The sequence below is a fragment of the Cytobacillus horneckiae genome, assembly GCF_002835735.1.
Taxonomy (GTDB): domain Bacteria; phylum Bacillota; class Bacilli; order Bacillales; family Cytobacillaceae; genus Cytobacillus; species Cytobacillus horneckiae.
In genome coordinates, this window is record NZ_PISD01000008.1 from 85,330 (window position 1) to 105,001 (window position 19,672).

The following is a 19,672-nucleotide window of genomic DNA, read 5'->3' on the forward strand; positions in this document are numbered from 1 at the left end:
GGGACGTGAATGAATGAGTAAGATTAAAATAGTGACAGATTCTACTGCTGATTTATCAAGTGAAATAATTGAAAAGTTTAATATTACGGTAGTGCCATTATCCATCCATATTAATGGACAAACCTACCATGACCGAGTGGATATCACTCCGCGGGAATTTATTAAATTGATGAAAGATTCAGATGAGTTGCCAAAAAGCTCCCAGCCATCAGCTGGCGTGTTTGTTGAAAAATATGATCAATTATATGATGAAGGCTTTGAAGAAATTTTATCTATCCATATGACCGGTGGAATGAGCGGAACTGTCCAATCTGCTGAAAGTGCAGCAGGCATGGCAAAAGCAAAAGTATCCGTAATTGATTCTCGCTACATTTCAAAAGCGTTAGCATTTCAAGTAATCGAAGCTGCAATCATGGCTGAAGAAGGCAAACCACTTGATGAGATTATACAAAGAGTCAAGGATATTCAAAAAAATACGAAATTGTATGTAGTCGTTGACACACTGGAAAACTTAATTAAAGGCGGCCGGATTGGGAAAGGTAAAGGCTTAATCGGGTCTCTACTAAACATTAAACCTATTGCATCACTTGATGATGGTGTTTATACGCCAGTATCAAAAGTAAGAAGCCATACACAAGTCGTTAAATATTTAGCAAAGCAATTTGTCGAAGATGCAAAAGGTAAAACCATTAAAAGCGTAGGAATTACCCATGCAAATGGATTAGAGCTAGCAAATAAACTAAAACATTCGATTGAAGAATTAACAGGGTTTCTGCATGTAACGGTTGAAGACACAACGCCGATTATTAGTACGCATACAGGACCTGGCGCAATCGGTTTTTGCTACCATATAGAATAGTAATTGTATTCGTTTTCATTTGAATGAAGACTACAGCCTTCTCATTTTCAAATTTGTATAAATGAGAAGGTTATTTTTAGGTTCCGGATGTGAACTTAATAAAAATGAATTTTAAGTTCACATCTTTGTCAAAATTTTTTCTTTCTTCCATCAATAACGTTTGTTAATATTAACATGCAGCATATGGAAATAGAGAATATACATAATGTTGAAAAAAGTGGTGTTTATTATTAGTAAGCAGGTGAATAAATTGAAGAAAAGTTTTTGGGTACTGATCATTGCTGCAGCAGTTGTTCTTTCTGCCTGTGGGCAAAAAGGAATAGAGAATCCTCTTAATTATACTGTAGGCGATTTTACTTTTACTAATCAAGACAATGAATCAGTCGGTTTAAAAGATCTAGAAGGAAAAGTATGGGTTGCCGATTTTATTTTTACAAATTGTGCAGATGTTTGTATGCCTATGACCTCTAATATGAGTCAGTTACAGGATATGGTTGAAGAAGAAGGAATAGAGAATGTTGAGTTTGTTTCTTTCAGCGTTGATCCAACAGTAGATTCACCGGAAGTGTTAAAAGAGTATGGCGAGCGATATAATGCCGATTTTGGAAATTGGAGCTTTCTCACTGGCTATGAACAAGAGGAGATAGAGAAATTTGCTGCCGATTCATTTAAATCTTTAGTAAAAAAACCTGACAACAGCGATCAAGTTCTGCATTACACAACCTATTATTTAGTAGATCAAGAAGGTAAAGTAATGAAGGATTATGATGGTGTGACAGATGTGCCTTTTGAACAAATTATTAAGGATATAAAAACATTACAATAGACCTGAATAAGGTCTATTTCCTTTTTTAAAGGGTAATAGCAATTAAAGTGACAATTAGCAGAAAAGAGGCGAAGTTTGTCACTTTATTGTGCAATTAAAATGAAAAACAGGAGAAGAAAAGCTAAGCTCGTCACTATAAACGGCAGTTAATATGACAAACGAATCGAGATTACCATAGTTTCGATTGTTAAATTTCCTCTTTGTTTCGTAACTATAATGAATGGTTAAAGATAAATAATGTTCTTTTTTTTAGTATTTTTGTGGGCATGATATAATATGGATACATAATAAAAGCAGGTGATAGAAGATGAAAATAAAACTCACCTTATTACTTTTTGCAATGATGTTGGCAGGCTGCAGTGTGATTTCTTCCAGTCAGAAGGGAGAAGCCGTCTCTGAAAAGAAAAGTGAAATCAATGAGAAGGATAAAATTCCACCAGGGTTTTTCCCAATCGATTTAAAGGTTGTTTCTGTTGGGGATTCGCTAACTCAAGGTGTAGGGGATACGACAGAACAAGGAGGATATATTCCTTATCTTGAGCAGCTGTTAAGTAATCATAAAGGGGTTACAAGCGCAGAATTTCTTAATTATGGCGTAAGAGGGAATCGTTCTAACCAATTGATTAAAAAACTGAAATCTGAAGATGTGATGGAGTCAATTTCAGAAGCAGATATGGTGATAATTACAATAGGCGGCAACGATATTATGAAGGTTGTTCGAGAAAACTTCACTCGCTTAAACTTAGATGCATTTAATAAAGAGCAGCTTGTTTTCGAAGAAAATCTTAGAGATGTTTTAAATAGCATTCGAAAGGGAAATCCAGATAGTACCGTCTTGTTGGTAGGCCTATATAATCCTTTCCTTGAATGGTTTTCTGAAATAACAGAAATGAGTATGATTATGGATGAATGGAATGAATCGAGCAAAAATATTCTCGCTGAATATGAGAACACTTATTTTGTGGATATTGCCGATATCTTTGAACAATCAGACGAGAACCTATTGTATACGGATTACTTTCATCCTAATGATCGCGGATATGAATTAATTGCTGGAAGGATTTATGAAAGGATACAGGAAGATGGACTTGAAGAATTATTACAGAGACAGACGATAGTCCGGTAAGGGGGAAAATAATTGAAAGGAAATAAGTGGAAAACTCTTTTCTTCGTTTTGTTAGGGGCGATAGTAGTTGTACTCGTCAGTTTATTAGTTATGATGAGTATCCCACCTAAAGACGATCAATACAATGGTGCTAATTTGAACGAGGCTGACTATGCTCCCTTCAAAGTATCAACAAATAAGAATGATTTAAACATGCTAATTAATCATTACTTAGAAGAAGAAATTCTTGATGGTGCCATCGATTATCAAGTTATTTTAGATGATGAAGTGAATTTATATGGAACACTGCCAGTCTTTAGTCAAAACCTTCAATTAAAGCTATCATTTGAGCCAGCAGCAATGGAAAATGGAGATATCATGCTGCAGCAAAAAGGGATATCTGTTGGGCAAATGAATTTACCAATTTCTTTTGTAATGAAGCTCATAAGTGATAATTATCATATACCTGATTGGGTAGTCATCCAACCAAATGAAGAAAGAATTTATGTCGCATTAACCGAAATGAAATTAAAAAGTGATGTTAAAGTAAAAGTAGATCAATTTGATTTAGAAAATGATGATATAGACTTTACACTCATGGTTCCAGTAAAATAAAAAGAAATGGCCATTATACATTGATGGCCATTTTTTTTTTTTTTTGGACGGTATTAATTTTCTATAACTAAAACTTCTAATGGCGGGGTGCCTGTAATCGATCCTGTAACAATGAGAGAAAATGCAGTCTGTGGTTTAACGGTCATTTCTCGTAAAGCAAGCAGCACGTTACCACTCTCATTCTCGATAATATTCAGGTTTAAAACCATCGGGGAAAGAGCGAGAAAGCCGCTATTGCCACGATAGTCTGTAGCTGAGAAAACAGTTTCTCCATTATCTAAAGAAACGCCAAGTGGAGGACAATCTGCTGCCAAATGAATAAATTGCATTTTGCTTTCTCCTCGTGGAATAGTTAAATCATCCTTAAAGATAGCAAAGGCGCTATCATTGGATTCACCTGAAAATGCCGCTGAATGAAATGCACCTGCCTCAATGATGATTTTACGGCTTAGGATAGAGGAGACCATCGTATTGGCAGGGTAAATGTCCAATTGATATTTTCCTTCTAGTAAGGATAAGTAATTACTCATCTCTTTATAGGGCAGTTCCTTGAATATTCGCAGTCCGTTCAAGTATATATCAACTTCACCGGCATTTGGAGAACCATGGAAAATACGAAGTTTCCCTTTATTCATTCTTTGCAGTTCTTTGGCTGGATCATTACGTATCCTCATAGACTGATGGACCAAATGTATGTACTGCAAGTGCTTTTGATAATAATAAATATGTATATTAGGATCTATATATTTATAGTATTGTGAAATCATGTCATATGTTAAAGCTTTATTGATATAGTTAGACGTGTTTTGCTCTTTAGCCATTTTCGCCAGCCCCTGTATTAAAATGTATTGCATTATATGCAAGGAACAGATGATGGTGTATGGAAAAAATAGATAGAAAGTATTTACTTTTCTGTCATAAGAGGATATAATTAGAATAATCTTAAAAAGGCGGGGTGATGTATAATGGGAAACTTAAATAAATTATCAACAACAATCTCAAATAAATACACAGCCCACACGGATATGATTGCATAAGCTTCAAATGTGTTTTCCTGACAATCTTCATTCCTAAAGTCATGGGCTGTGTGCCTATGGCTTTTTTGTGTACAAATAAATGGATGAAATAATTTTGGAGGATGGACATTTGAATATTAACCAATTTGGATTTAATGAGTTTTTTCAAGAGCAATTACAAGCGTTTGAAATGAATGATTATATTGCGGGCAGAATTTCACTTGAACATAAAAGATATTACCGGGTATGGACTGATGAGGGAGAATTGCTATGTGAAGTATCTGGAAAGCTTGATTTCCAGGCAGCTAACAGAGAAGATTATCCAGCTGTTGGAGATTGGGTCGTTTTGCAGCGAATGCAAGGTGAAGAGAAAGGCGTTATTCATGCAATTTTAAAAAGGAAAAGCAAATTCTCAAGAAAAATAGCTGGAATTAATACAGAAGAACAAATTGTAGCTGCGAATGTGGATACGGTTTTTCTTGTAAATTCTTTAAATGATGATTTAAATTTGCGAAGAATTGAACGATATTTACTGCTTGCGTGGGAAAGTGGAGCAAATCCGGTCATCATCTTAACTAAAGTAGACTTATGTGCGGATGTAGAGCAGCAATTAGCTTTAGTGGAGAGTGTGGCAATGGGTGTTCCTGTTATTCCTATAAGCGTGTTGAATGAAGTAGGCATGGAATCTATTGCCACTTATTTAAAAGCAGGCGATACGATAGCTTTATTAGGATCATCAGGTGTCGGCAAGTCTACATTAACAAATTATCTATTAGGATATGAGAAGCAAAAAGTGCATCAAATAAGAGAAGATGACGCCAAGGGGAGACATACGACAACTCACCGGGAATTAATTCTTTTACCAAATGGAGCAGTAATGATAGATACTCCAGGTATGAGGGAGCTTCAGCTGTGGGATTCGGATAAAGGAGTATCTGAAAGCTTTGCTGATATTGAAGGATTTGCGGACAATTGTAAATTTAGAGATTGCACACATCATAACGAACCCGGCTGTGCAGTGAAAGAGATGATTGCAGCAGGATTGCTTGAAGAAGCAAGGTTAATAAGCTACAAAAAACTATTAAAAGAACTCGCCTATTTAGAAAGAAGACAGGACTTGAAAAAGCAGTCGGAAGAAAGAAAGCATTGGAAAAAAATAAGCAAAGCTGCGCGCAAATAAAATATAGTTCCAAAAGCCTCTTCATTGTAAGAGGCTTTTTAGATTTATGGATAGACAGTGCTGACCTCTAAAGTTTGCATCTTGCCTCTTTTTTCTTTATCTTAGAAATAGAAGCTGAATTTATTAGGAAAGATAAGGTTGCTTATTAATTGTGAGGTGTTTGTAATGGAAGAAAAAAATATGAGCTCGCTGCATTTGCCGGCGGATGCTTCTGGTGCATGGTAAAACCATTTGATGAACAGCCGGGAATTATTGAAGTGACTTCGGGCTATACAGGAGGAAGCAAAGAAAATCCTACTTATGAAGAAGTTTGTTCTGAAAAGACAGGCCATTATGAAGCTGTGCAAATAAAATTCAATCCTGAAGTCTTCCCATATGAAAAACTTTTGCAAGTTTATTGGCAGCAAATTGATCCAACAGATGAAGGCGGACAATTTTATGATCGCGGACAATCTTATCAAACTGCAATATTTTACTATAATGAAAAACAGAAAGAGCAAGCGGAACAGTCTAAACAGGATCTAGCAGAAAATGGTCCTTTCACGAAGCCGATTGCAACGAAGATATTGCCAGCTGATACCTTTTATCCTGCTGAAGACTATCATCAAGATTATTATAAGAAAAGCCCCCTTCGCTATAATGCCTATCATCAAGGTTCCGGCAGAGCGGCTTTCATTAAAAAACATTGGGGGAATAAATAATGAGTAATAGCGAAGAACTTAAGAAAAAACTCAATCCTATGCAATACGAGGTCACTCAGAATAATGGCACAGAACCCCCATTTCATAATGAATATTGGAATGAGTTTAAAGATGGTATCTATGTTGATATCGTATCTGGAAAGCCTTTGTTCAGCTCGACAGACAAATATGATGCAGGCTGCGGCTGGCCAAGCTTTACGAGACCTATTGTTGAAGAGGAAGTTCTGGAGAAAGAGGATTACAGCCATTTTATGGTTCGTACCGAAGTGCGCAGCAAAACAGCCGATTCTCACTTAGGTCATGTTTTTAATGATGGTCCAGGACCTTCGGGATTGCGATATTGCATTAATTCTGCGGCATTAAGGTTTATTCCGGTTGAAAAATTAGAAGAAGAAGGCTATGGTAAGTATTTTAAGCTGTTTGATAAAACATTAGATTAAATATATTGAAATAATAGTTTCGAAAATAAGAGTGCTAACTTAGTTTAGCACTCTTTTTTTATACTACGGCCATGTTAAAGCGAAAAATTCGTTTGGAGCGCCCGGAGAGGTAAGCAGCCAAATAAAATTAAGCTGCAATGGATTTTTGTACTGGATATTCTTGTTTAATTTATGCTGAGATGGTAGATTTATAATAGTTTTAAAATTGTGTATTCAAGGTATCTCTTTAAGAAGGGGTTAAATAGATGGATAATGACAAATTTAAGAAAAATTATTCTATGCAAACTCTACATAGAGCATTTCAAATACTTAGGTCCTTTTCTGTTGAGAATAAAACGCTCTCTTTAACAGAACTTCATACTCGTACCGGTTTAAGCAAATCAAGTTTGCAAAGGTTACTAAATACAATGGTTTTTGAAGGCATGCTGCATAAAAACGAAGAAACCAAAAAATATCAGTTAGGGTTGGAATTATTATTTTTAGGCAACTTAGTGGAGAAAAATACGAGTCTTTTATCTATTGCGCTGCCTGTAATGGAAGAAATAAGAGTAAATACTGGAGAAAATATAAGCTTAAATGTAATTGAAAATCAAAAGCGAAAGTGCATTGAAAATTTGTCAAGCAGCTATGAACTTCAAACAATGATTTACGTTGGTCAGGAGTCGCCATTGTATGCTGGGGCTTCAGCAAAAGTCTTGTTGGCCTTTTATCCAATGCAGTCACAGAAGGAATATATAGACAGAACAAGTCTTGATCAACTAGCTGAGAATACAATTGTAAATAAAATAAAACTTCATGATGAGCTAGTGGCGATTAGGGAACAGGGATATGCATTTAGTAATGGAGAAAGAGTAAAAGGAGCAGTTTCAATTAGTGCGCCTATTTTCAATCCATTTAATGAAATCTTAGCAAGCATATCGATTACGATTCCTTCTCCTAGATATGAAGAATATGATGAACAGACTCTTGTTCGTTTACTCACAAATGGCGGATTGGCAATCACTAATAAATTGAGGGCGGATAAGCATTAATATATGTCCTGGGAAATGAATACACTATGATTAGAAGGCTATTTATTTTGCTACAAACCATATGAAAAAAGCCTAAAAGATATACAAAATTTGTTTGTAAAAAAGAAGCAATAAAGAATTGGTCACTTTTTCGGAAACCGTCTTTATTGCTTTTCTGTTATGATGGCTGATAGCTGAACTTGCGCTTTATTTGTCACATTGTAGATAGATTTACGATCTGATACAACAAATTGAACATGGTGAACTTTGTTTTCCAGTCCGCTAGTTACATATAAATGTCTTTCTTTCTCTAATGGCCACCATGTCGAGAGGGTTCGTATCGGTTTACCATCAATGAATACATCCACCATTCCACCATATTCATTACTCTTAACTTTGACGCCAAGGAAAGTTCCAGTATATGTAAATTCTATAGAATCTCCCGGAATGTCACTCGACCAATATTCATTAGTAAATAAATGACTGGCTTTCGTATAGGCAGATGTTTGCTGCAAATCAATATCTGTTTTCTCTAGAAGAGGGATTGCCATATTTGCTATGTCTTCGTTTGCAGCTGCTAAATCTTTTGTTGCTTGAAAAATAGTATCTGCATATATCGTATATCCCTTATCATTTGGGTGAATTAGATCAGTTGTTAATTCATAAGTGGATAATTTTGATTCGGCAAATGCCGGTCTTAAATCAATATTCTTCGCATGATAATGGGCAGATATGGATGCAATCGCTTCTGAAAATGCTTTGTTATCTAAAGGACTTTCTGTAAGTGTAATGATCTCGCTATCAGGATAGACGCTTTTTGTTTTTCGTATGAGCGCTTCATAGAAGTAGGCAAATTGTGCTTCATCCATATATTTACGATCATTTTCGCCAAAAACGATAAAGGTCATATCCATTGGCCCTAAATATTCGGTATGAACTAGCTTATTTAAGCCTTCAAATGCAGTAGCCCCGCTTTGTACAATTAGATGCCGCTTTGCTGTTACTCCATATTCATTCTTAAGCTGTTGTTCCCACTTTCTAAACCATGTTTCCTGTTTTGTTGATGCGCCTGAACCTCGGCCAATGCTGTCCCCGATGATTAAATAATTTATATTTTCACCATTAGTTATTTTTTCATATACCGTTTTAGATTGATCGGCGCCTTCAGCCTTTGAAAACTGAAAAACGAGAAAGAGGAACCCAAGCAAAAGGAGAGCGCTCATTGAAACCAGAAGTGGTCTTTTAATCATTTCCATAATCTCCTTTAACTCATTATCCTTATCGTTACCTAACGATAGAAGGAACATTCCATAAATGAATTGTATGCAATGAAAGCGCTGTACGTCTAGCATTATTTACAATAAAATCATTTCTATTTTAAAAAATAGGCGAAAACACATGCGGGACAAGAACCTACTTCATAAGATATCTTGAAAATGCCTAATAAAAACGAGGAGTGGAATTTTATGAATTACGGATATGGATGCGATCCTTGTGCACAACCTTATCACAACTACCCAGTAGCTGGAGCATATGGCGGTGGAGGTTGCTGTGGAAGTCCTTTTAGTGGTTTTGCACTAATTGTTGTCTTATTTATTTTGTTAATTATCATCGGCGCCAGCTGGTGTGGCTGTGGTGACTGGTAAGATATAGAAGGAAAGGCTAAATGCCTTTCTTTTTTATTTTTATCAATGTGAGTATCGACTATAGCTAATTTTTTGGATAAAATTATACTTATTTCAATCAAGAGGTGAATGAAATGCTAGCGGATAGGTTAAAGCCAGGAGATGAAATAAGAATCATTGCTCCTTCAAGAAGCATGGTGATTATGAAATCTGAACAAGTCAGAATTGCTGAAGATCGTTTAAATAGCTTAGGCTTTATCGTTACATATGGGAAAAATGTTGAAGCGCATGACGAGTTTTTTAGTTCTACAATAGAAGAGCGGGTTGAGGATTTACATGATGCCTTTACTGATCCGAATGTAAAGGGAGTAATGACGGTCACCGGCGGATATAATGTAAATCAAATATTAACCTCAATTGATTTTAGCCTAATAAAGAAGAACCCGAAGATATTTTGCGGATATAGTGATATCACTGCTTTAAGTAATGCCATCTACAGTAAGACCGGGCTAATTACATATTCAGGCCCGCATTTTTCCAGCTTCGGTGTTAAACACGGGTTTGATTACACATTAGCTGGTTTTTTAGAAGCGGTGACAACTGACGAACCATATGAAGTTGAAGCTTCAACGCACTGGAGCGATGATCCATGGTACTTAAATCAAGAGGATCGTACATTTAATGAAGATGGAAAGTATATGGTTTTACAGGAAGGTGAAGCAGAAGGGACATTAATTGGCGGTAACTTAAGTACGATTAATCTTCTTCAAGGGACTGAGTTTATGCCTTCATTGAAGGATTGCATTCTCTTTATTGAAGATGATGAGGAATCACATGCGTTAACATTTGACCGTAATCTCCAATCCCTTCTACATCAGCCAGATGCTGATGCAATTAGAGGCATTCTAATTGGAAGATTTCAGGACAATTCGCAAATCACAGAGGCAGCACTAAGAAAAATCATTGCTTCAAAGAAAGAATTAAAAGGCGTGCCAATTATCGCCAATGTTAACTTTGGTCATGTACAGCCCATAGCAACGATTCCACTTGGCGGACATGTATCAATACTTGCAAAGCAAGGAGAAACAGAAATATTTATTGATCAAAGACCTAAATGAAGCAATTCGTTTAGGTTTTTTTTTAGGAACTTTAACAGTTGAGCCGTTTATATTTAAAATGAATTACATATAGAATATTCTTCATTAAGCAGTTATGATAAGGGGGATATAATTCAACCTGAGGTGCAATGATGACAATGATTAGTCAAGTAAAGCATTTAGAAAATAAAAGTGAACATAGCCAAGCATTAAAAATAATTATTTCTGAAATAGATTTAATAAAAAAAATGAGGCTATCTGAGATCAAGGCTTTATTAGAATCAATAGGAACAATTGAAGATTATCAATTGCTTATTAGGCTTCTTGACGAAGGACTCATGTATAAGCATTCGGGTTTTCTTGCCCGCTATACTCATCGACGATACCAGCATTTGCAAACAGCTATTTGGTATTGTGAAGAGCTGATTGGCGAGAACAAAGCAATTGAGGCAATGGAAATGCTCAACCTTGATCTGCAAAATAAACAGCAGGAAGAGCTAGATGAAAAGCTTGTTATTAAAGCAAAAATATGTGAAATTCACTGCTTACTCGAGCTGAAAAGATTGAGTGAAGTAAAGGAAAAGCTAGATGTATTATTAAGTATGACTAATGATCCCCCATTAGATAAGATAGGATATATTTATTGGCAAATAGGTGAAAAAGCCAGAGCGGAGAAAGTGCTTATTTCCGGAATGGCTCATAATGAATATGGCGCTTATTGTTACTGGATTTTATCTGATTTTTATGCAACATCAGGAGATTATAACGAAGCATATAAATGGATACAGGATGGTTTAAAACAATTTCCGCAAACACCAGGGTTGATGCTTAGCAAAATTAAACGTCACGCAGAGATGGAAGATTGGGAAAATATGAAATGGGAAATTAAACAATTAAATGAGCTAACACCACATCATTTTTTCCAAGAATATTTTGTATTCTTGCAATCACTATCATTGTATAGAGAAAATAAGCTGATTGAGCTCAAACAATTGCTTGCTAATAAAAATATAAAAAGCAATCCATTCTTGAATTTCCATGGACTCAATCACAGTATGAAATTTTTAACGATATCACCAGTTATTCAAGAAAGCAATTTTTGTGTGCCAGCCAGCTTGGAAATGATAACGGCATATTATCATTCCCGAAAAACACAAAAGGAAATTGCCGAACATATTTTTGATGTAACCGGCTCTAAATTATCAACTACTGTAAATTTCTTGGAGAATCAAGGCTATCATTGTAAATATTTTTTTGGTAATAACATCCTTTATCGTAAACTAATTGACCTTTCCGTTCCTGTGCTTTTAAGTGTGGATATGGAAAATTACTCACATGTACAAATATTAAAAGGATATGATAATCGCTTCTCGATTTATCATATCCAGGATCCTAATATTATTGAAACATTGTATGTCGAATATGAAGAGTTCAATAAAAAGCAGGCACATACTGCCTTTATGTCCATTGCTATTGTGCCAGAAGAAGAATCTCACTTATTGCAATTTCTAGACAATGATGAAGACCAATACTTTAGAGAATTGCATAGAATCACTGATCTATTGGAAACAGATGAAGGGCATGAGGGTGAGTTCCTGGATTTTATGAAAAATAATATGAAGTACGATTATACACCGATATATATAATGAACACACTTTTTGATTCTGAAAATAAGGAATTTATTCAAGAGTGTGCTTTCAAGGTGATGGAAATTTATCAAGATGATGAATATTATATCCTTCATGCGGTCGAATCATTTATTCGTTTTGATATGTTGGAATTGGCAGAATCATACCTTCAGACAATTAAAAGAAAAACATATAGTCCATATTTTCATTTCTTGTGCGGCCAAATTTACCTTCATCAAAATAATTACCGTGAGGCGATAGCTTCATATAAGCAATCGCTGCAGCTCGATCCAGATCAAATGCAATTATGGAGCTTTATTGCTATTTCTTACTACTATGCAGGAAACTTGACTGAGGCGAGGAAATTTTCAAATATTGCCATCCAATATTTTTCACATGACCGGTTCACTAGGTATAATCATGGGCTCATTCTTTTTGAACAAAATAAAAGTGCTGAGGCACGAACGGTTTTTGATGGATTGATTAAAGAAAATAAAAAAGATAGCCAGTCATGGTTTGAAAGAGCAAGAATCGATGAAATGAAAGGGAAAATGAAAAGGGCTGAACGAGGCTATTTAGTGTGTGCGGCATTAGATTCAAACTTTGCAGATGTATACATTGCTTTATCAAACCTATACGTTAACCACGGAGAAGAACAAAAGGCGATATCTATACTCCTTCAAGGGATAGAACAATGTTCGGATGATCCTAACCAGCTATATTATCATTTAGGAAATTTATATCAAAGTATAGATGCATGGGATAAAGCGGAAAATCTTTATTTGAATTGCATAAAAAAAACTCCTAATGAAGCGTTCCCGGTTATTGGATATGCACAAGTGGTTAAAAGTAATGGTGCAGAAAATGATGTAGTAGAAATGATTAGAAACTTTCACAGCAAATTCGACTGCGATGAGGAGTTTTTAATTAATGGCGGAAAATTACTCGGTGAAATCGGTAAAAATCAGCAAAACGAAGATTTGATTAGAGAGGGCTTATCATATATTGAATCATGCATCCCGACATTAGACATAAATGTAGAGGAAGCGATCGATATATATACTGATTTGGCGATGGATTCCCCTTATGTTGCAGAGGCAAGAACCTACTTGATGCAGTTCGTTACCCCGACTAATTTTACTAATTTATTCCATTGTCAAGCGGGTATTTTATATGAAATCGATGGTTTATATGCTGATGCCATCAGATTATACAACGAAGCCATCGAAATTGAAGAAACGTATTTGCCATTTTATCGTTTAGGAATGACCTATTTTGAGATGAGACAATATCAATTGGCAGCTGAAGCACTTCAGCACAGCCTCCAAATAGATCCGAATATTGCTGGAAGCATTTCCTGTCTTGCAAAAATCGCAGAAATTTGCGATGACAAACTGGAGGAGAAGAGAAATATGCAACGGTTAATCGAGCTATCACCATTATCCGTGAATATGGAATACTTTTTTTCTCAGCTATCTGATGCTGAGGTAATAGACAGCATCAGACAACTAGAAGCACGGCAAGGGAATGTGGATGAATTATGGAGGCTGGAAAGCCTTGCGATTGGCTATAGTGAATTAGGCGATGAAAAACTAGCTTTCCTTATGATAGAAAAAGCATTGGAATTAAGTCCTGATAATGCCCATATAAAATTATGTCAGATTAAGTTGCTAATAAAACAGCAGAAATATAAGGAAGCAAAAAATTTATTGTTGCCTCTTCTAGCTAAATATCCTGATGATGAGGAGCTTTACCACACGCTCATTCTTTTATATAAGTCGAGCGGCAAATGGCTGAAATTAGGGGATGAGGTTGAAAAGTTGGCAAAGGGTTTAAATCAACCGGGCGAAGTGTATTTGTTAGCTGCGAGGGTCCTTCAGTCATATTTAGATGAACAGGTTATACCAGATAAGCAGCCAGGTTTTCAATTGGGAAAAATGTTTGGAAAGTGGAAGGAAAAAACAAAGCATATCTTAATTTATGGTACAATCGTAGCCTTTTATGAAAAAGCAATAAAATTCTGCCAGGATAACCATACTGCAGTCATAGAGCTTGCTTCATTTTATGAAACCGCAGAAATGAATGATAACGCCGAAAAGATATTAAAAAAAGCTATTGATCACTCATGGGGACCGGATTTGTCGCTCCATCTAGGACAGCTTTATTTAAAAAAGGCAGAAATTACAGCGGATATATCCAATTATGAGAAAAGCATTAATGAACTTAAACGTATTAGCAGTGATAGTAGAGTATATGTAGAAGCATTACTAATAAAAGGAAGGGCATTCAGCGGATTGCAAAAGATGAATGCGGCCGAAAAATGCTACAGAAAAGTGCTATACTTGAATGCTTCCAAAGTAGAGGCATATTTTGAGTTAGGACGATTGCTTAATATAGGTGGCATGTATGAAGAAGCAATTAAAATAATGCTAACAGGTCTAGAAATTTTCCCTGAAGATGTGGCAGTAAGATTGGAATTGGGTGTAGCATATAATCACGCGGGGCTGCCGATGCAGGCATTAGAGCTATTTGAGCATGTGATTCACCGTCATCCTGATCTACTAGCTGCCCACTATTTCAAAGCGTGCAGTCTAGCAATTCTGGATCGTGGGAGCGAAGCAAGGAATGTCCTTAAATATGTCTTTGCGAATGATGAGGATGAATATTTTCAAGAAATGGCTGAAAACGAGGAAGCACTATGTCATTTGTTGGCTAAAAATGATTAAGACAAGCAGGTCTCCAAAATTATCTGGAGGCTTGTTTTTTTTCATAGGAAGGTCACTTTAACACTTTAAATCTTGTGCAAATCCTTAAGACCGCTACTCACAAACAACCAGCTACCGCATGTGCGTTCTCCACTTTCGTCTCCTTCAAAGTCCTCTTTACAGACCATTGGAACATCACATTCAAGTCTTTTTTCAATCTTTAAGAAAGTTTTACAATAATCATTCATACAATTGAATTAAATGGACTCTATCTAGATTGTACAGAGCCATTACAGTAAAAAAGGAGAGATTTACGAACGTTTTCCTTCTTCTGCACATACAAAAAGGTCTCGTATTTTCTCATTGTAAAGAATGGTTGAAATGGCAGCATGGTGATTAGAGACAGACGAAGTTGTCATTAGTTCTAACTAAATAAGGCAACAATGCCGCTGTCTTCGCCTCATTTGGGGCTCGCTGTAATGCGGGTTTTCTTTATGATATGCGCATTTTTTGCGTTTATTTAGAGATGGAGGGATCGTGATGGATCGAACCTTTTTAATCAAGCCGGTTTTAGATGCGGAGTACCCGCTGATTGATTATGGAAAAGGTGTGTATTTGTATGATGCAGAAGGGAAAGAGTATCTTGATGCATCATCTGGTGCGATTACAGCAAATATCGGACATGGTGTCCAAGAAATTATTGATGCGATGGAGGAACAGGCGAAGAAGGTGTCTTTCGTCTATCGTTCGCAATTTACAAGTGAACCGGCAGAAAAGCTTGCTCGTAAAATTGCTAACCTTTCAATCGCCAATCTAAACTGGTGCTTTTTTGTTAATAGCGGCTCAGAAGCAACAGAAACTGCGATGAAAATAGCAATTCAATATTGGCAGGAAAAAGGTGTGTATACAAAAACAAAGGTGCTATCAAGGTGGATGAGTTATCACGGAATTACATTAGGAGCACTATCGATGTCAGGACACACTGGCAGAAGAGCCCGCTTTATTCCTTTATTGGAGGACTTCCCGGTCATTCAGCCGCCTTATTGCTATCGCTGTCCATATAATAAAGAAGCACCTGATTGCGGCTATTTATGCGCACATGAATTAGAAGCCATTATTAAAAGAATTGGTGCAGACCATATTGCCGCTTTTATCGCAGAGCCAGTGATTGGAGCAGCAGGCGGTGCGATAACGCCTCCTAAAGAATATTACAAAGTGATTAAGGAAATTTGTGAAAGACATAATATATTGTTCATTGCAGATGAAGTCATGACCGGATTTGGTCGGACTGGAACGATGCTTGCCTGTGAACAATGGGATGTGGAACCAGACATCGTCACACTAGGCAAAGGCATGGGTGCTGGATATACGCCAATTGCCGCTGCCTTAGTAGGAGACCATGTCATGGAACCGATTTTAAATGGATCTAAAACGATAATGGGCGGTCATACATTAAGTGCTAACCCGCAAGCATGTGCAGTATCACTTGCTGTCATAGAATATTTAGAAAAAAATAAAATTATTCCTGAAGTTGAGGAAAAAGGCAATTATTTAAAAAATAAATTAATGTATTTGCAAAAGGTTTACCCATTTATAGGTGATGTGCGCGGTAGGGGGTTAATGATTGGCTTGGAATTTGTCCAGGACCCGATAAAAAAAGAGCCTTTTCCAAGGCGGATGAAGCTGACTGAAACACTTATAAGTGTAGCTCAGGAGAATGGAATACTAGTCTATCCTGCTGGTGCGGGTACAGATGGAATCAATGGAGATGCCGTGATGATTGCACCGCCATTAACAATAACTGTAAAAGAAATGGATGATTTGATTGGAAGATTAGAACGGACTTTTCAACAATATTACGTACAATATGCAAAAAATTTCACAGTTGAGGATGATACGGATGGATAATCGTTTTCAAAAAATCACGACAGTTGAAAAACTGCTAGATTTCTTTCACGACGGAATGACATTAATGTATGGCGGCTTTGGCGGTGTCGGTTCGCCGCCGACTCTTATAGATGCCATTTTACAGATGGGTGTAAAGGATTTAATTTTAATTGGCAATGACACTGGGTTTCCTCATATAGGAATTGGCCAAATTGTCAGCCAAGGGCGGGCAAAGCAAATTACAACTTCACATATTGGCTCAAACCCAGTTGCAGGTGAGCTGATGACTGCTGGAAAAATGAAGGTAGAATTTTGTCCACAAGGTATTTTAGCAGAAAGAATTCGTGCTGGAGGAATGGGGATTCCAGCCATTTTATCTGATATTGGAATGGATAACGAAATTGTTACGAACGGAAAACAGATTTGCACAATTGATGACAAGCAATATTTAATTGAAGCAGCACTAACTGCTGAGGTTTCCATTGTATATGCGAAGAAGGCAGATCCATATGGAAATTTAATTTATGATAAAAGTGCACGCAACACAAATCCTGTTTGCGCAATGGCAGGGGAGATTACGATTGCAGAAGTAGAGGAAATCGTTCCTTTAGGCAGTTTAAATCCTGAAGAAATTGTTACACCTGGCGTGTTTGTCGATTACATTGTACCTTCTCAAGGGGTGAATTGGAAATGGGCATGGGAATAGAAATGAGACATAAAATGGCAAAGCGTGCTGCAGCAGAAATCAAACAGGGAATGGTTGTTAATTTAGGCATAGGTATTCCTTCACTTGTGCCCAATCATTTGCCTGCAGGCCTGCACGTCATGTTTCATGCTGAAAATGGGATTACTGGAATGGGGCCAAATCCGAAAGCTGGCGATGAAGATGAAAATCTATGCAATGCAGGAGGATTTCCCGTTTCGTTAATAGAAGGTGGTTCATATTGTGACAGCACATTGGCCTTTGGAATGATCCGCAGAGGCAGGGTCGATATGACAATACTCGGTTCATTACAGGTGAGTGAAAAAGGAGACTTGGCCAATTGGATTGTACCTGGGAAGAAAGTTCCTGGTATGGGAGGGGCAATGGAGCTTGCGCAAAAAGCTAAAAAGGTCGTTGTGGTAATGAATCAAACAGATAAGTTTGGAGAATCAAAAATTGTTGAAGAGTGCTCATTGCCTTTAACATCCGCTAAATGTGTAGATATGATTATTACTGATATGGCTGTTTTCACAGTAGGGAAAAATGGGCTCGAATTAGCCGAGGTTTTCTTGCCTCATTCGGTAGAAGACGTCATTACTAAAACGAACTGCCGAGTTAAAGTAAGTAATCAACTGACTTTCTCTTAGTTTGCCAATCTTTCATATTCTCGAAATTACATAAATAATTGGAGGATAAAATGAAATGAAAACACCTTCCCGCGCTAAAGGCTCATTATATTAGTCTAGCATACGGAAAGTTATTTTTACTAAAGCAGCTTACTGCCCGTTAATCTGTGTTAATTATATGTTTTTCTTGATATGCAGGTTCTATGGTCTCATCGATAAAATATTTTAAGGAGCTGATTTTGATGAGCGATGAATTGAAAATTAAGGATTGGTTATATGAACACCAAAGCAAAGGTACCCGTTTTTTGCAAAGACTAGTGCAAGAAAATAGCACTCGAGGACAGGAAAGCGGAGCGCAGGCAATTATTATTGAAAAATGCAGGAAGCTTGGATTGAATTTAGATATTTGGGAGATTGGCGATGAGGACCTTATCAATCATTCTGCCTATTGTTCAGACAGAAAAGATTACTCAGGGAATCCTAATGTAGTTGCAGTGTTGAAAGGCAAAGGAGAAGGGAAATCTTTAATACTAAACGGTCATATTGATGTGGTTCCGGAAGGCGATGAAAATGACTGGCTGCACGATCCCTTTAGTGGTCATATAGAAAATGGCAAATTATTTGGCCGTGGAACGACAGATATGAAGGGAGGAACAGTCGCTCTTTTATTAGCGATAGAAGCAATTGTATCCTCTGGCATCAAACTGAAGGGAGATGTGATTTTTCAAAGCGTCATTGAGGAAGAAAGCGGGGGAGCAGGGACATTAGCCGCTGTCCTTAGAGGATATAAGGCTGATGGTGCAATCATCCCTGAACCGACGAATATGAAGATTTTTCCGAAACAGCAAGGATCAATGTGGTTTAGAATTACTGTAAAAGGCCGATCTGCGCACGGCGGCACACGTTATGAAGGCGTTAATGCGATTGAAAAAGGAATAATGATCATTCGCCAGCTGCAAGAGTTAGAGAGTGTAAGAAATGCACGCATCGATGACCCTTTATATGATAATATCCCGATTCCCGTTCCATTAAATATTGGAAAGATTCAAAGTGGACAATGGCCATCATCTGTACCTGACATTGCCGTTATAGAAGGAAGAATAGGGGTTGCTCCCCATGAGCAAATGAAGGATGTAGAAAAAGAGCTTGAGGATTGTGTAAAGGAAGTGTGCAAACTGGATGAATGGCTAAGCAATCATCATCCAACAATAGAATGGTTTGGAGGGCGCTGGCAGCCAGGAAATTTGGATTTAGATCACCCTTTAATCGCTTCAGTTTCGTCATCTTTTGAGAAAGTAAAAAATGAAAAAGCTGTGATTGAAGCTTCGCCGTGGGGAACGGATGGGGGGATTCTCAGCAATGTAGGCAATACTCCTGCTGTCATTATCGGCCCTGGTGTAACGGCATCCGCACATGACGTCAATGAGTATATTCATTTAAATGACGTTTTTGATACAGCCGAAATCATTGCGTTAACGATAATGAATTGGTGCGAAGTATATAAAGAGTAATAAGTTGTTTTAAATGATTTTTCCAGTTATTTTCCTTAGAATAGAAAGTGTATACAATCGGGGATTACTTGACAGCTAAGAGGATCTCTAGAAAAAGTACCATTGAAAGCAAAATAAAAGCGCCTGGTTGTACAGCA

The 19,672-nt window shown here is 36.9% G+C and carries 17 protein-coding genes; 15 read left to right on the forward strand and 2 right to left on the reverse strand.

Translation table 11 applies throughout. From position 1 onward, the window contains the following. Positions 1 to 13: 13 nt before the first annotated feature. The 4 genes from CWS20_RS03610 to CWS20_RS03625 all read left to right on the forward strand — a co-directional run bounded on the left by CWS20_RS03610 (position 14) and on the right by CWS20_RS03625 (position 3,405). Entirely contained in the window at positions 14 to 859 is an 846-nt protein-coding gene (locus tag CWS20_RS03610; RefSeq protein WP_066200198.1) for a DegV family protein, read from the forward strand. 250 nt (positions 860 to 1,109) lie between these two features. Next, a complete protein-coding gene (locus CWS20_RS03615) occupies positions 1,110 to 1,685 on the forward strand; it encodes an SCO family protein (RefSeq protein WP_066201828.1) in 576 nt (191 codons plus the stop codon). Positions 1,686 to 1,992: 307 nt separating this feature from the next. Next, positions 1,993 to 2,811: an SGNH/GDSL hydrolase family protein gene (locus CWS20_RS03620; protein ID WP_066200196.1), complete on the forward strand. Its 819-nt coding sequence runs from the start codon at positions 1,993 to 1,995 to the stop codon at positions 2,809 to 2,811. A 12-nt stretch (positions 2,812 to 2,823) separates the two neighbouring features. Further along, positions 2,824 to 3,405, forward strand: coding sequence for a YpmS family protein (locus tag CWS20_RS03625; RefSeq protein WP_066200193.1), 582 nt, complete (start codon positions 2,824 to 2,826; stop codon positions 3,403 to 3,405). 53 nt (positions 3,406 to 3,458) lie between these two features. On the opposite strand, the gene CWS20_RS03630 is transcribed toward CWS20_RS03625, so the two are convergent. Beyond that, the gene (locus tag CWS20_RS03630; RefSeq protein ID WP_066200191.1) at positions 3,459 to 4,226 is read right to left on the reverse strand and encodes a DUF4397 domain-containing protein; all 768 of its coding nucleotides are present in this window, start codon (positions 4,224 to 4,226) and stop codon (positions 3,459 to 3,461) included. A 325-nt stretch (positions 4,227 to 4,551) separates the two neighbouring features. Between CWS20_RS03630 and rsgA the strand changes: the two genes are divergently transcribed. From rsgA to CWS20_RS03650, 4 genes are all read left to right on the forward strand, one after another. After that, the gene (gene rsgA, locus CWS20_RS03635) at positions 4,552 to 5,601 is read left to right on the forward strand and encodes a ribosome small subunit-dependent GTPase A (RefSeq protein ID WP_066200187.1); all 1,050 of its coding nucleotides are present in this window, start codon (positions 4,552 to 4,554) and stop codon (positions 5,599 to 5,601) included. A gap of 218 nt (positions 5,602 to 5,819) precedes the next feature. Further along, a complete protein-coding gene (gene msrA, locus CWS20_RS03640; protein ID WP_066200185.1) occupies positions 5,820 to 6,302 on the forward strand; it encodes a peptide-methionine (S)-S-oxide reductase MsrA in 483 nt (160 codons plus the stop codon). Continuing rightward, complete coding sequence (gene msrB / locus CWS20_RS03645) at positions 6,302 to 6,742, forward strand: peptide-methionine (R)-S-oxide reductase MsrB (RefSeq protein ID WP_066200180.1); 441 nt, start codon at positions 6,302 to 6,304, stop codon at positions 6,740 to 6,742. The genes msrA and msrB overlap by 1 nt, the downstream gene beginning before the upstream one ends. Before the next feature lie 245 nt (positions 6,743 to 6,987). Next, entirely contained in the window at positions 6,988 to 7,773 is a 786-nt protein-coding gene (locus CWS20_RS03650; RefSeq protein ID WP_066200178.1) for an IclR family transcriptional regulator, read from the forward strand. A 143-nt stretch (positions 7,774 to 7,916) separates the two neighbouring features. Here the strand turns inward: CWS20_RS03650 and CWS20_RS03655 are convergent, their stop codons facing one another. Continuing rightward, positions 7,917 to 9,002: an SGNH/GDSL hydrolase family protein gene (locus CWS20_RS03655; protein WP_066200175.1), complete on the reverse strand. Its 1,086-nt coding sequence runs from the start codon at positions 9,000 to 9,002 to the stop codon at positions 7,917 to 7,919. A 216-nt stretch (positions 9,003 to 9,218) separates the two neighbouring features. Between CWS20_RS03655 and CWS20_RS03660 the strand changes: the two genes are divergently transcribed. From CWS20_RS03660 to CWS20_RS03690, 7 genes are all read left to right on the forward strand, one after another. Then, positions 9,219 to 9,398 (forward strand): YjcZ family sporulation protein, encoded by a 180-nt coding sequence (locus CWS20_RS03660; protein ID WP_066200172.1) that lies wholly within the window; start codon positions 9,219 to 9,221, stop codon positions 9,396 to 9,398. A 113-nt stretch (positions 9,399 to 9,511) separates the two neighbouring features. Continuing rightward, complete coding sequence (locus CWS20_RS03665) at positions 9,512 to 10,495, forward strand: S66 family peptidase (RefSeq protein WP_066200170.1); 984 nt, start codon at positions 9,512 to 9,514, stop codon at positions 10,493 to 10,495. 137 nt (positions 10,496 to 10,632) lie between these two features. Beyond that, a complete protein-coding gene (locus tag CWS20_RS03670) occupies positions 10,633 to 14,829 on the forward strand; it encodes a tetratricopeptide repeat protein (RefSeq protein WP_158236992.1) in 4,197 nt (1,398 codons plus the stop codon). A 519-nt stretch (positions 14,830 to 15,348) separates the two neighbouring features. Next, positions 15,349 to 16,716, forward strand: a complete 1,368-nt coding sequence (locus CWS20_RS03675; RefSeq protein WP_066200164.1) for an aspartate aminotransferase family protein — start codon at positions 15,349 to 15,351, stop codon at positions 16,714 to 16,716. Beyond that, a complete protein-coding gene (locus CWS20_RS03680) occupies positions 16,700 to 17,401 on the forward strand; it encodes a CoA transferase subunit A (protein WP_162840984.1) in 702 nt (233 codons plus the stop codon). The genes CWS20_RS03675 and CWS20_RS03680 overlap by 17 nt, the downstream gene beginning before the upstream one ends. After that, a complete protein-coding gene (locus CWS20_RS03685; protein ID WP_066200158.1) occupies positions 17,386 to 18,045 on the forward strand; it encodes a 3-oxoacid CoA-transferase subunit B in 660 nt (219 codons plus the stop codon). The genes CWS20_RS03680 and CWS20_RS03685 overlap by 16 nt, the downstream gene beginning before the upstream one ends. A 221-nt stretch (positions 18,046 to 18,266) precedes the next feature. Continuing rightward, positions 18,267 to 19,535, forward strand: a complete 1,269-nt coding sequence (locus CWS20_RS03690; protein WP_066200155.1) for a peptidase — start codon at positions 18,267 to 18,269, stop codon at positions 19,533 to 19,535. The last annotated feature ends 137 nt before the right edge of the window (positions 19,536 to 19,672 follow it).

Bases quoted from the DNA above. Each gene is read 5' to 3' on its own strand.
- CWS20_RS03610 (WP_066200198.1), top strand. From the start codon at position 14: ATGAGTAAGATTAAAATAGTGACAGATTCTACTGCTGATTTATCAAGT.
- CWS20_RS03620 (WP_066200196.1), top strand. From the start codon at position 1,993: ATGAAAATAAAACTCACCTTATTACTTTTTGCAATGATGTTGGCAGGC.
- CWS20_RS03630 (WP_066200191.1), bottom strand. From the start codon at position 4,226: ATGGCTAAAGAGCAAAACACGTCTAACTATATCAATAAAGCTTTAACA.
- msrA (WP_066200185.1), top strand. From the start codon at position 5,820: ATGGTAAAACCATTTGATGAACAGCCGGGAATTATTGAAGTGACTTCG.
- msrB (WP_066200180.1), top strand. From the start codon at position 6,302: ATGAGTAATAGCGAAGAACTTAAGAAAAAACTCAATCCTATGCAATAC.
- CWS20_RS03650 (WP_066200178.1), top strand. From the start codon at position 6,988: ATGGATAATGACAAATTTAAGAAAAATTATTCTATGCAAACTCTACAT.
- CWS20_RS03655 (WP_066200175.1), bottom strand. From the start codon at position 9,002: ATGATTAAAAGACCACTTCTGGTTTCAATGAGCGCTCTCCTTTTGCTT.
- CWS20_RS03660 (WP_066200172.1), top strand. From the start codon at position 9,219: ATGAATTACGGATATGGATGCGATCCTTGTGCACAACCTTATCACAAC.
- CWS20_RS03665 (WP_066200170.1), top strand. From the start codon at position 9,512: ATGCTAGCGGATAGGTTAAAGCCAGGAGATGAAATAAGAATCATTGCT.
- CWS20_RS03670 (WP_158236992.1), top strand. From the start codon at position 10,633: ATGATTAGTCAAGTAAAGCATTTAGAAAATAAAAGTGAACATAGCCAA.
- CWS20_RS03675 (WP_066200164.1), top strand. From the start codon at position 15,349: ATGGATCGAACCTTTTTAATCAAGCCGGTTTTAGATGCGGAGTACCCG.
- CWS20_RS03680 (WP_162840984.1), top strand. From the start codon at position 16,700: ATGATACGGATGGATAATCGTTTTCAAAAAATCACGACAGTTGAAAAA.
- CWS20_RS03685 (WP_066200158.1), top strand. From the start codon at position 17,386: ATGGGCATGGGAATAGAAATGAGACATAAAATGGCAAAGCGTGCTGCA.
- CWS20_RS03690 (WP_066200155.1), top strand. From the start codon at position 18,267: ATGAGCGATGAATTGAAAATTAAGGATTGGTTATATGAACACCAAAGC.